General features: G+C 70.1%; 13 protein-coding genes. 3 read left to right on the forward strand and 10 right to left on the reverse strand.

The genetic code is table 11. From position 1 onward, the window contains the following. The 6 genes from LI92_RS03385 to LI92_RS03410 form a co-directional block, all read right to left on the reverse strand. A partial coding sequence (locus LI92_RS03385) for an acyl-CoA dehydrogenase family protein (protein WP_046315997.1) occupies positions 1-647 on the reverse strand: 647 nt, incomplete at its 3' end. Between the two features lie 94 nt (positions 648-741). After that, positions 742-1,101, reverse strand: a complete 360-nt coding sequence (crcB, locus tag LI92_RS03390; protein ID WP_046315934.1) for a fluoride efflux transporter CrcB — start codon at positions 1,099-1,101, stop codon at positions 742-744. Next, the gene (locus LI92_RS03395) at positions 1,098-1,448 is read right to left on the reverse strand and encodes a DUF190 domain-containing protein (RefSeq protein ID WP_046315936.1); all 351 of its coding nucleotides are present in this window, start codon (positions 1,446-1,448) and stop codon (positions 1,098-1,100) included. The genes crcB and LI92_RS03395 overlap by 4 nt, the downstream gene beginning before the upstream one ends. After that, on the reverse strand, positions 1,445-1,846 hold the full coding sequence (locus LI92_RS03400) for a fluoride efflux transporter FluC (protein ID WP_046315938.1): 402 nt from the start codon (positions 1,844-1,846) through the stop codon (positions 1,445-1,447). Before LI92_RS03400 ends, LI92_RS03395 begins: the two co-directional genes overlap by 4 nt. 13 nt (positions 1,847-1,859) lie before the next feature. Then, complete coding sequence (locus tag LI92_RS03405) at positions 1,860-2,285, reverse strand: nuclear transport factor 2 family protein (protein WP_046315940.1); 426 nt, start codon at positions 2,283-2,285, stop codon at positions 1,860-1,862. A 16-nt stretch (positions 2,286-2,301) separates the two neighbouring features. Next, the gene (locus tag LI92_RS03410) at positions 2,302-6,576 is read right to left on the reverse strand and encodes a cation-translocating P-type ATPase (RefSeq protein WP_502691389.1); all 4,275 of its coding nucleotides are present in this window, start codon (positions 6,574-6,576) and stop codon (positions 2,302-2,304) included. Positions 6,577-6,763: 187 nt separating this feature from the next. On the opposite strand from LI92_RS03410, the gene LI92_RS03415 reads away from it, so the two are divergent. Further along, on the forward strand, positions 6,764-7,141 hold the full coding sequence (locus LI92_RS03415) for an ArsR/SmtB family transcription factor (RefSeq protein WP_046316000.1): 378 nt from the start codon (positions 6,764-6,766) through the stop codon (positions 7,139-7,141). Positions 7,142-7,145: 4 nt separating this feature from the next. Here the strand turns inward: LI92_RS03415 and rpsN are convergent, their stop codons facing one another. The 4 genes from rpsN to LI92_RS03435 form a co-directional block, all read right to left on the reverse strand. Continuing rightward, entirely contained in the window at positions 7,146-7,451 is a 306-nt protein-coding gene (rpsN, locus tag LI92_RS03420) for a 30S ribosomal protein S14 (RefSeq protein ID WP_046315942.1), read from the reverse strand. A gap of 3 nt (positions 7,452-7,454) precedes the next feature. Continuing rightward, entirely contained in the window at positions 7,455-7,619 is a 165-nt protein-coding gene (gene rpmG, locus LI92_RS03425) for a 50S ribosomal protein L33 (RefSeq protein ID WP_046316002.1), read from the reverse strand. A gap of 222 nt (positions 7,620-7,841) precedes the next feature. Continuing rightward, the gene (locus LI92_RS03430) at positions 7,842-8,228 is read right to left on the reverse strand and encodes a DoxX family protein (RefSeq protein WP_046315944.1); all 387 of its coding nucleotides are present in this window, start codon (positions 8,226-8,228) and stop codon (positions 7,842-7,844) included. Continuing rightward, entirely contained in the window at positions 8,225-9,475 is a 1,251-nt protein-coding gene (locus LI92_RS03435) for a TetR/AcrR family transcriptional regulator (RefSeq protein WP_046315947.1), read from the reverse strand. Before LI92_RS03435 ends, LI92_RS03430 begins: the two co-directional genes overlap by 4 nt. 115 nt (positions 9,476-9,590) lie before the next feature. Between LI92_RS03435 and LI92_RS03440 the strand changes: the two genes are divergently transcribed. Together LI92_RS03440 and fadD5 are read left to right on the forward strand one after the other, a co-directional pair. After that, positions 9,591-10,373 (forward strand): enoyl-CoA hydratase-related protein, encoded by a 783-nt coding sequence (locus LI92_RS03440; protein ID WP_046316004.1) that lies wholly within the window; start codon positions 9,591-9,593, stop codon positions 10,371-10,373. Beyond that, the gene (gene fadD5 / locus LI92_RS03445; protein ID WP_046315949.1) at positions 10,370-11,899 is read left to right on the forward strand and encodes a fatty-acid--CoA ligase FadD5; all 1,530 of its coding nucleotides are present in this window, start codon (positions 10,370-10,372) and stop codon (positions 11,897-11,899) included. The genes LI92_RS03440 and fadD5 overlap by 4 nt, the downstream gene beginning before the upstream one ends. Positions 11,900-11,902 lie beyond the last annotated feature (3 nt).

The following is an 11,902-nucleotide window of genomic DNA, read 5'->3' on the forward strand; positions in this document are numbered from 1 at the left end:
TGTATAAGAGACAGGGCCCGGATGCCGTGCTTTTTGAATTTCTGTCCCTGGGCCAGGCCGGGAGTCTCAGGCGGGATGACGAACGTGGCCTGCCCGCGTGAGCCGAGTTCGGGGTAGACCGAGGCGACGACGATGTGCACGTTGGCGATTCCGCCGTTGGTCGCCCAGGTCTTGGTGCCATTGAGCACCCACTCGCGGGTTGCCTCGTCGAAGCGGGCGCGGGTGCGAATGGCCCCGACATCTGATCCCGCGTCGGGCTCCGATGAGCAGAATGCCGCAACTTTGGGGTCGTCGGCGGTACCGAACATCAGCGGCAGCCACTGGCCCAGCTGCTCAGGAGTCCCGTTGCCCGCCAGCGCGGCAGCGGCGAGTCCGGTGCCCAGAATCGACAGCGCGATGCCGGCGTCACCCCAGAACAGTTCCTCGAACACCGTCAGCATGCCGATTCCGCTTGGTTCGGCGGCCTGGGTCGCAAAGAGCTCAGGCGAGTACAGCCCGATCTTTGCCGCCTCCTGGATCACCGGCCACGGCGTCTCTTCCCGTTCGTCCCATTCGGCGGCCGCGGGGCGGACGACTTCGGCGGCGAACTGGTGCACCCAGTCCCGTACCTCGACCACGTCATCGCTGAGCTCTACCGAGAACGACATTGCAACTCCTGCACGGGGATGGGGCGGACACCTTCGGCTCGATTCTGGCACCTCGCGGTCCAGGCGGTCGCGCAGCGTTGCCGACCGCGCGCCCTCACCCCCAAAGTGCTTGGGCCGAAACACTGCCCAGGTAGTAGGCACCCAGGCCGCAGGACACGGTGAGGACCAGGTTCGCCAACGCGTAGAGCCGCGCACCGAAGGCGGCCAGCTGCAGGGTTTCGTAGGAGAACGTCGAGTAGGTGGTCAGCGCGCCGCATAAGCCGGTGCCGATCAGCAGGTGCAGCCGGGGGTCGGCCGCCCCGGTGAGCGCCCCCAGCACCAGGCTTCCGAGCACGTTGGCCACCAGCGTTCCCCACGGCAAGGTGGTGACGTGGCGCGATTGCACATACCGGTCCGTCAGATACCGCAGCGGGGCACCGACCGCGGCGCCCGCGGCCACCAGCAACCAGGTCACCGGTGGGAAGGGGCTCGCCCGACGTGGCGGACGACTTCGACGTCGTCCAGCAGGATCAGTCCCCCGCTGACCAGTTCGTCCAGCTCCGGCAGGAAGGCACGGATCCGCTCGGCGTCGTCGACGATGACGACCGAGACCGGCAGATCCTCCGACAGCGACAGCAGCCGGGTGGTGTGGATGGCCGACGACGCTCCATAACCCTCGATGCCGCGGAACACCGTCGCACCGGCCAGCCCGGCGCGACGGGCCCGGTGCACGATCTCGCTGAACACCGGCTTGCCATGCCAGGTATCGCTCTCGCCGAGCAGAACCGTCAGGCGCAACGCGGGTCCGGTGAGCCGGCTCATGCCGTCCTCCTCAAGATCAGCCGGCGACTCAGGCCCGCGGCGGTCCACGTGGCCAGCAGCGCCGCCACCGGAGTGGCCAGCAGGTAGGCCAGTGCCGGTGCGATGTGCCCGGAACCGGCGAGGCTGTCGACGTCGCCGGCGAACGTCGAGAAGGTGGTGTAGCCGCCGAGTACGCCGGTGCCCAACAGCGGTCGCAGCAACCGATGCCCCACCCACAGCTCGGTGATCGCCACCATCAGCATCCCCATCAGGGCGCACCCGGTCACATTGGTGGCCAAGGTGGCCCAGGGGAATCCGTCGGCCGGGGTGGGCCATGCCAGCGCGACGGCGTAACGCGCGCAGGCGCCGATGACGCCTCCGCATGCGACCGCCGCGACTACCGGCGCCTGCTCGTGCACCGTGGGCTCCTGTCTAGGCCCCGCCGTCGAGACTCGCTGAACCGCCGAGACTCGCGGCGGCCTCCCGGGTGATCTGCTCGAACTGCGCCGCCATGGCGTCGGCCAGAGCGGTCGCCGCCGACAGCGGACGCACCATCACCACGAAGTCATCGATCTTGCCGTCGTCGTCGCTGTGCAGGAAGTCGCATCCGCTGATCTTCTTGCCGTCGACCGACGCCTCGAACAACAGCGCGTGGTCGCGTCCTGCGGGATCGGCGATCTCCCGCACGTAGCGGAAGTCGGCGAACACCCGCATCACTGCGCGCAGGATGGCCGCGGTGATCGGCTTGCCCCGGTAAGGCTTGAACGCCACCGGAGAGGTGAACACGACGTCATCGGCCAGTAGCGCTTCGATGGCCGCAGCATCGCCGGCCTCGACGGCCTGCCGGAATGGGTGCATGCCACGCCTCCGCTCGTCAGTTGCTGACCCTCACGGTAGACCCCAGCACGGTGTCCTCCGGGCAGGCCGGGGCATCGGCCGGTCGCAGCACCTGGACGGTGGCCAGTTCGGCACGCTCGTCGCGGTCCGGCGCTGCGTCACGCCGGCCGGCGGGCAGCAGGTGCGGGGCCGCGGCCATCGCCACGACCGCGGTGCCGGCGGCCCCCAGCGCCAGCGACCAGCCCAGCGGACCCACCGGGACGCAGCCCAGCAGCTGGCTGGCCCCCGGAAGGCTGATCATCGCCGCGAACGCCACGAACGAACCGGCCGCGGTGAGCAGCACCAGCGGGGCATGGGAATCGAACAGGGTCTGGGCGAGCTCGGTGGTGACGAGCGCGATCAACGCCACCGTGGCGGCGCGCTGCCGGCGTCCGGTCAGCGAGGCCATCCCCCAGGCGACGCTGGCCGCCGCTCCGGTGATGGCCCCGCGCATCGCGACGGCCCGCATCAGACGGCGCTCGTCGATACCGCGCACCACCCGATGCGAGGCGCCGGCCGGCGTGCTGACCGCCACGGCGGTGGCCGGCAGCGCATCGGTAAGCATGTTCATCAGCAGCAGTTGGCGGTTGTTCAACGGCGACGTCCCCGACAGCGCCGCGCCGACGACCCCGAAGATCACCTCGCCGACGTTGCCGCCGAGCAAGCCGGTCACCGCCAGCTGGACCCCCCGCCACAGCCGCTGGCCTTCGTCGATGGCATGGACCAACGCACCGATCCGGCCGTCGGTCAGCACGATGTCTGCGGTTGCGTGTGCCGAGTCGCTGCCCCGGGCCACGACGCCGAGTCCGACGCTGGCCGCTCGGATCGCCGCCGCGTCGTTGGCGCCGTCGCCCACCATGGCGCAGACCCGTCCGCTGCGTTCGAGGGTCTGCACCACCTGGACCTTGTTCTCCGGAGACATCCGGGCGAAGATCACCCGCTGCCCGACCGCCTGTTCCTGGTCCCGGCGCGACAGCGCGTTCCACTCCGCTCCGGTGATGACCTGCTCCGCGGTGACCGGGACCCCCAGCTCCGCGGCGATCGCGGTGGCGGTGACGGGGTGATCGCCGGTGATCAGCCGGATACCGATACCGCGTTCGGCCAAGTCGGCCAGCAGTTGCGGCGCTTCGGGTCGCGGGGTGTCGGAGATGCCGAGGAAACCGGTCAGCGTCAGCCCGGATCGGCACAGCCCGGCCAGTGCGTCCGGCTGCTCGGCCAGCGCGTGCGTCTGCGCTGCGGTGAGGCGGCGCGTGGCCACCGCGATCACGCGCAGCCCGCCGGCGGCCAGTTCGGCCACCGGTGCATCGCTGTCGGGGCCCAGCCCGGTGCAGGCGGCCAGCACCACTTCCGGCGCGCCCTTGATCATCAGGTCCCGGCCCAGGACCGATGCCGAGAACGCCCGGCCGGATCGGAAGGGCAGGTGGGCGTCCGGGGTGCTCCACAGCGGCGTATCGCCGGTGGCGACGCGGGCCGCGGCTTCGGCGACCGCCTGGTCGGTGGCGTGGGTGTGGGGATCGCCCTCGGGAGCCGGCGCGGCGTTGGCCGCGCACCGCAGCACGTCGTCGTCGCTGAATCCCGCTACCGGGTGCACCCGGGTGACCCGCAGCCGGTTCTCGCTCAACGTTCCCGTCTTGTCGAAACAGACCACCTCCACCCGGCCCAGGGCCTCCACCGAACGCGGAATGCGCACCAGGGCACCGGTATCGGTGAGCCGTTGGGCCGAAGCGTGTTGGGCCAGGGTCGCCATCAGCGGCATGCCCTCCGGCACCGCCGCCACGGCGACCGCGATCGCATTGCCCAGGGCCAGCCGCAGTCCGCCGCCGCGCAGCAGGCCCAACAGGCCCACCATCAGCCCGCCGGCGGCACTGGCCGGGAAGGCGCGGCTCATGAGCTGACTGAGCTGGTGCTGCAGGCCGACGACCGGGAGGTCCCCCGCGGCCAGCTCAGCAGCTCGGCGGGCCTGCGTGTCGGCGCCGACGGCGGTGACCACGGCGCGCGCGGTGCCGGCGACCACAGTTGTGCCGGCGTAGATCATGCAGCGCCGTTCGGCCAGTTCGGCGCCGGGTGTCGCCGCGGTCTGCTTGTCCACCGACAGGGATTCGCCGGTCAGCGACGATTCGTCGACTTCGAGGTCGGTCGCCTCGATCAGTCGTGCATCTGCGGGCACGACCTCATTGCTGCGGACCTCGATCACGACGCCGGGCAGCAAGCGGTCGGCGGCGATCTCGCCGTAGGTTCCGGTGTCGGGTTCGACGATGCGAGCCGGCGGGGTCTGTTGAGCCAACAGCCGGTTCAACCGGTTCTCGGCCTGCAGCTGTTGGGCCGCGGCGAGCATGCAGTTGCCGATCAGCACCGTGCTGACCATCATCGCGTCCACCGGCGAGCCCAGCATCGCGGTGGCGGCCGAACTGAGCGCCAGCACCGGCATCAGCGGATCGGACAGTTCCGCTCGCACCGCCTTGACGAACTGCCATGCCAGGGGCGGTGGTGCGGCTTCGGAGGCAGCGTTCGTGCCGGCGAGGTCGGGGGCGGGCAGGATGCCGCGGACCGCTTCGGCCGACAGCGCATGCCACTCGTGGGCCGGCGCGGGCCGCGGCGCCGGCGTCCGCGCCGCCTGGCGGGCCAGCAGGTATCCCGAGAGCAGCCCGGTGGCCGCCCCGGCGGTGACCGGCCCGGGACCGCGCCCGCCCCGCACCCCGGGCACCATCAGCACCGCACCCAGCGTGGATGCGCCGGTGGCCAACGCGATGCCGCGCTCAGCGGCCTGGCGTGCCGCCGGTATCGCGTGCAGCACCCGCCAGGCGCCGGCCAGGTCGGTCAGCAGCAGATCCGCTTCCCACGGGGGCGCCAGGGCGGCGTCCTCGGGCAGGATTCCCAGGCCGACGTCGGCGCCGGCGAGCGCCTGTGCGCCGGTCGAGGTCAGCACGGCCACGGTGCGGCCGTCTTGCTGACGCGCCGTCAGGGCGTCGGCCAGTGCCGCATCGAGTGCGTCGTCGCCGCCGGCACCGGCCGGCGCGAGTTCGTCGAACGCCGGGCGCAGCTCGCCCAGAGCCGCCACGTCGAGGGTGATCAACTCGGCGCCGCTGGCCCGTGCCTGCGCCAGCAGCGCCGCGGCGAGCGGGTGGTGCGTGGCGCCGGTGCACAGTAGGCGCGGATCGATGAGGACGGCGTCGACGCGGTCGAGCCGGCGCAAGCCGTCTTGGCGCAGCGGTAACGCCGCGTGCTGCTGCACCAGCGAGCGGCACAGCGTGGCCGCGAAAGCTTCGGTGGTGCTGCGCATGGCTTTCGGGGAGGTGACCACGGCCGCGGTCGCGGCGGTGCTGAGGTTGCCGGTGAGCGCTCCCACCGCACCAGCCCCCAACAACTGGACGTAGCCGGCCCGGCGGCCATGTCGGTCGACCGCGCTCTCCGGCAGCGGCACCGGGCGCGACGGTGGGTAAAGCCGCGCCTGCTCGGCGTGCGCGGCCAGGTGCGGTTCGTGACGGCTCCAGGCCTGTGCCGCGGCCTGCGTCTCGGCGGCTTTGATGCCCTGCAGCGCCAAGTCCACTGCCAGCGTCGCCGGCGACAGGGTGGCGATGCGTGCCCCGGTGGAAATCAGCGACAGCACGGTGTCGGCCGCTCCGCGGCCGATCTGATCGGCCAGCCGGCTGCGCACCCACGGCTGATAGTTCGCCAGCGCCGCGACGGCGTCGACGGTGATCGGTGCGTGCGGCAGGCGCAACGCGCGCCCGGCGAATGCGATCGCCATCCCGGCGGCGTTGACACCGACCATCACGCCCCGGGACATCAGCAGCAGCCCGTCGCCGGGTAACACCGCGGTCGGCGTCGCGCAGATCGGCGCCGTGGGGCGGTGCACGCCGCCGCTGCCGCGCTCGGCCCGGGCGGTCAGGCGGCACAGGTCGGGCAGCGAGAGCTCAGCGTCGTCCGCGAGCTGCACCACCACCCGCGACAGCGGGCGGTTCAACCGCGCCGAGACCACCGCGGGTTCGGCGTTGAGCGTGTCGAGCACCCGCTGGCCCACGTCGGGCGAATCATTCAGGCCGCGCACTTCGATCCAGGCACGTTGTTGGCCGCGCCAGCAGTTGCGGGTCAGCGATGCCGCGGCGGACTCGCCGGACAGCAGCCGGGTGGCCTCGCGAATCGGCAGCGCAGCAACCTGCAGGCCGGCCGAGGTGATGCCCCCGACCGCTTCGGCGGTGGCTGAGGTCCCGCGGACCGCAGCGCCCAGCAACACTGATGCCGTGTGCACGCCCAGCGCGACGGGGCGCAGCAACGATCTCGAAAGCAATTCCGCAGCAACCAATCCTGTGGCGTGGCGGCGGTGTTCGAGCCCCCTCGGGGTGCCCGATGCGCCGCGATGAACTGCCTCATTCTCGCCAACACTTTGGCTATTGCGCAACTATACGAATGTGTCGTTCGGCGAATCCTGACATCATGGGTGGGACACAATGAATGCCGCCATGGCTAAAGATGAAAAACGGCGGCCCGAAGAAATCAGTTCAGCCGGCCGACCCGATGAGCCGACCCCGCCGCAACTGGCCTCCGCCGCGAGCACGTTCGCACTGCTGAGCAGCCCGGCGCGCCTGCACGTGATGTGGCTGGCCGCCCAGGACGCCTATGACGTGACCACCCTGGCCCGGCGCGCCGGCATCAACGTGGCGACCATGAGCCAGCACCTGACCAAGCTGCGCCTGGCCGGGCTGATCAATGCCCGGCGTGACGGACGCCACCACATCTACAGCGTTGACGACCCGCACATCCTGACCCTGCTGCAGCAGATCTTCGCCCACATCGCTCCGGACGGCGGCTTGGCGCCGGACCCGCCACGGGGGGCGTGACGCCCTACCAGCTCGCCTTCCGAACGCCGGGCAGCTGGCCGGCGTGCGCGAGCTGGCGCATGCGCACCCGCGACAGTCCAAATTTGCGAAGGTAACCGCGGGGACGTCCGTCGGCGCTGTCGCGGTTGCGCAGCCGCACCGGGCTGGCGTCGCGCGGATGGCGGGCCAGTGCGCGCTGGGCGGCCAAGCGTTGTTCCGGGCTGCTCGACGTCGAGCGAATGATTTCGTTGAGCTGGGTGCGGCGCTCGGCGTAACGGGCCACCAGCGCCCGGCGCTGCTCGTTCTTGACGATCTTGGACTTCTTGGCCACGCCTCAGCGCTCCTCGCGGAAGTCGACGTGGCGACGAATGAGCGGGTCGTACTTGCGCAACACCATTCGGTCGGGGTCGTTGCGCCGGTTCTTGCGGGTGACATAGGTGTAGCCGGTGCCCGCAGCGGAGCGCAGTTTCACGATGGGACGGATGTCGGTGCGCGCCATCAGATCGGCCTCCTTCAACCTTATTGAAAATTATTATCAACAAGCGACGGACTGGAGGCTACCGCAGGAATGGCCTTATTGACAATGATTTTCATTAGGAGGGTGATGCGGACTCCGGTGATCCTGGCGGCCGGGCAGCCTTCGACCGCCCCCGCCGACATCGCCCGGTACCGCACCGGCGACGGCGAGCAGCGATGATCGCGGACGCGCCCGGCTTACGCGTCAGCCGGCGCGCCACACCCGCAACGCAGCGACGATCATCGGAATCTGCAGCGGCAACCGCGCTATCGCCCCGGCCCGAAGCCAGGGCCTGGCCCAGAACAACCGCACGCTGTGCAGGTTCGCCGGGTACACCGCGATGAACAGGGCCGCGGCGGCCAGACCGGCTCGGCGGCGCGTGCGCGGCACCAGCAACAGCGCACCGATGACGAGCTCGGCGACCCCCGACGCGTAGGTATAGGCGCGGGCGCTGCCGGGCAGCTCCGGCGGAACGATCGCGTCGAACGGTGCCGGCCAGACGAAATGACCGGCCCCGGCGCCCAGCAACAACCCGGCCAGTCCGCGCGCGGCGGTCTCGGCGTCACGCTGGCCTGCCCATGCGGCACTCATCGGTCGATGGTAGCCAGCGCGCCGTCCTGCGCGCACCCGCTGCCGTCGCCGAAAAGTACCGCCGCCATCAGTGCCTGGACCCGCATCCGCTGCTCGTCCCGATTGTCGAAGTTAACCAGGCGTCCTATATCGACAACCAGGGCGAGGGCCGCGTGGACGCGGAAGAGCGCTTCGGTTTCGCGGGCGCCGACCTGGCTCACCAGGTGCGCCCACTCGTCGACGTTCTGCCGCTGCAGCCTGCGCAACTCGGCCTGGTCGGTCTCCGGCAGATTGGCGAACTCGGCGAAGTAGATGTTGACCAGCTCGGGTGCGGCGAACGCCAGCGCGGTGTACCGCTCGGCGATGCGCAGGGCCGCCTGCCGCGGGCTGCTCGACTCGGCCAGGGCGTCGGTGATGGCCATCAGCAACCGGTCGCCGGCCCGGTGGAAGGCGACGGCCAGCAAGGCGGCCTTACTCGGGTAATAGCGGTAGGCGCTCGAGCCGTTCAGGCCCGCCGCAGTGGCGATCTCCTCGATACTGACCTCGTAGAAGCCGCGCTGACCGAACATGCGGATCGCCTCGGCGAGCAACCGCTCGCGTTTGGACATACTCGGCAGGCCCCGCTGCGGGCGCCGCGGCGCGGGTCCGCACGGAGCCGGTGGCAGCTCGGTGGTGAGCACCGACCAGCACAGCTCGCCGAGCAGATCCTGAAGTGCGGCGGCGCCCAGCCTGGTGCGGTGCGCCGAGATGCTGCCGATCACGCTGAGGGTGGCGGCGGCCAGCATCGCGGTGTCGGCGGCGGCAAGTCCGGGGCGCAGCTGCGCCAGCGGTTCGGCGATGGCGGCATTGAGCGCGTCGTAGCTGGCGCGGATCTCGGTGCGATCCGGCGGTTGCAGGTAGCGCCGTTCCCACCGGTAGAACGCGCCCTCGCGGCGCATCCCGATGGTGGCGTCGATCAGCGCGGCGGTGATCGCACGGAGCCGTTCAGCCGGTGGCCGGCCCTCCTCGTCGGCGGACCTCGCGGCGGTCACCAACGCCTGCGCCGCGTATTCGGCGGTCGCCACCAACAGCGCGTACTTGTTGGCGAAGTGCCGGTAGAGGGCCGGTCCGGAGATACCGACCTCGGCGGCGATCTCATCGACACCGACCGCGTGGTAGCCCCGTTGGCTGAACGCGCGGGCCGCGGCCCGCACGATCTGGGCCTTGCGGTCCTTGGGGCGCCGCTGCACCGCAGCCGTCGACACCGGCGCCGCTGGAGCCGTGGCCATTTTCACCCCCTGTGTTGACTGTTCGGGCCGCCGCCCATACGTTAACCACAATTTACGTTTTCATCCACGGAGGAAGTGACGTGCTGCAATCCCGGTTGACGCAAGGGTGGGTCTGATCGTGTCCGAAACCAGCTCCGCCAAACTGACCGCGACGCGCGACGGCCGCGTGCTGCGGGTGACGATCACCAACCCCGGCCGGCTCAACGCGATCGACTACGCCACCATGACAGCCATCGGCGACGTCTTCTCCAGCGCAGCCGAGGACCGCAACGTGCGGGCTGTGGTGCTCACCGGCGAAGGCAAGGCCTTCTGCACCGGCGCGGACCTGTCGGCGACGGGCGGCGGCGTGAGCCCCGATGAGGTGATGGACTGCGCGGCCCGGCTGGTGACCTCGGTCGCCGAATGCCCGCTCCCGGTGATCGCGCGGGTCAACGGACCGGTCGCCGGTGTGGGCGTGGGCCTCGCGCTGGCCTCAGACCTGATCTACGCCGCCGAGAGCGCCTACTTCCTGCTCTCGTTCACCAACATCGGCTTGATGCCCGACGGTGGCACCACCGCCCTGGTCGCTGCGGCGGCCGGGCGGGCGGTGGCCAATGAGATGGCACTGCTCGGCGAGCGCCTGCCGGCGACCGCCGCCCGCGATGCCGGGCTGATCAACGCCGTGCTGTCCGACGCGGAATTGGACGCCCGGGTCGAAGCAGCCGCCGAGAAGCTGGCCCACGGGCCGCGCCGCGCGCTCGAGCTGACCAAAGGAGCACTCAACGCCACCAACCTCGCTGCGCTCGACGCCGCACTGGCCCGCGAGAAAGCCGGTCAGGTGGAACTGCTCACCTCGCCCGACTTCTTCGAAGGCGCGACGGCCATGCTGCAGAAGCGCAAGGCGGTCTTCGGCGAATGATCTTGCAGCCACTGCGGTCGCGCCGCAACCACTGGATGAACCATGTGGCGATCCACGCCGAGATGCGGCCCGATGCCGTTGCCTTCCGCTGTCGGGGCGTCGACACCACCTGGCAGCAGCTGCACGACCGCTCGGAACGCCTGGCAAGCGCGCTGTTCCGGCGCGGGATCTCCTTCGGCGACCGTGTTCTGATCGTGATGCTCAATCACACCGAATACGTCGAGGCGACCTTGGCGATCAACGCCCTGGGCGCCATCGCCGTACCGGTCAATTTCCGCCTCACCGACCCGGAGCTGCGCTATATCGTCTCCGACAGCGGTGCCAAGGGCGTCATCACCGACGACGTACTCGCGCCGCTGATCGAGTCGGTCCGCAAGAACACTCCCGGACTCGATGTCGCCGTGGTGCTCGGTGACGACTACGAATCGCTGATCGCCGAGACCGGCGCGCCGCACCCCGGCGCCGATGTCCCCGAAGACACTCCGGCGCTGATCATGTACACCTCGGGAACCACGGGAAATCCCAAGGGCGCCATCCTGTCGCACTCCAACCTTGCCGCCCAGTCGTTGACCTGCATCCGGGCGCTGCACACCCACCCGGACACCGTGTATTTCTGCGCGGCACCGATGTTCCACATCGCCGGCCTGGGCAGCATCGCACCCAACCTGATGGTCGGGACCAAGACCGTGATCCACCCGCTCGGTGCGTTCAACGCCGCGGACACTCTCGACGCATGGGAGCGGGAACGGGCAACCTCGGTGTTCCTGGTGCCGGCCCAGTGGCAGATGATCTGCGCCGATCCGACTGTGCGGCAACGTGACCTGGCCCTGGAGGTGATCAGCTGGGGGGCCGCGCCGGCATCGGACACCGTACTGCGGGCCATGGCGGAGAGCTTCCCGAACGCGCTCAACGTCGCGGTGTTCGGACAGACCGAGATGTCGCCCATCACCTGTGTCCTCGACGGCGCCGACGCGATCCGCAAGCTCGGTTCGGTGGGCAAGGTGATCCCGACCATCGCGGCCCGCGTCGTCGACGACGACATGAACGATGTGGCGCCCGGTGAGATCGGCGAGATCGTCTATCGCGGGCCCACCATGATGCAGGGCTACTGGAACAAACCCGAGGCGACCGCCGAGGCGTTCGCCGGTGGCTGGTTCCACTCCGGCGATCTGGTCCGCGTCGATAACGAAGGCTTCATCTACGTGGTCGACCGCAAGAAGGACATGATCATCTCCGGCGGCGAGAACATCTACTGCGCCGAGGTGGAGAACGTGCTGTTCGAGCACCCGCTGGTCCGAGAGGCAGCCGTGATCGGCCGGACCCACGAGAAGTGGGGCGAGGTTCCGGTGGCGATCGTGGCCCTGGTCTCCGGCGAGGCCGCACTGACGTTGACCGACCTCGAGCCGTTCCTCAACGAGCGGCTGGCCCGCTACAAGCACCCCAAAGAGCTGGTGCTGGTCGATGAGCTGCCGCGCAATGCCAGCGGCAAGGTGGTCAAGCCGCAGCTGCGCAAGCAACACGGCTGAGCG

This window comes from Mycobacterium sp. UM_Kg1 (assembly GCF_000972925.1).
In the GTDB taxonomy this organism is placed as follows: Bacteria; Actinomycetota; Actinomycetes; order Mycobacteriales; family Mycobacteriaceae; genus Mycobacterium; species Mycobacterium hiberniae.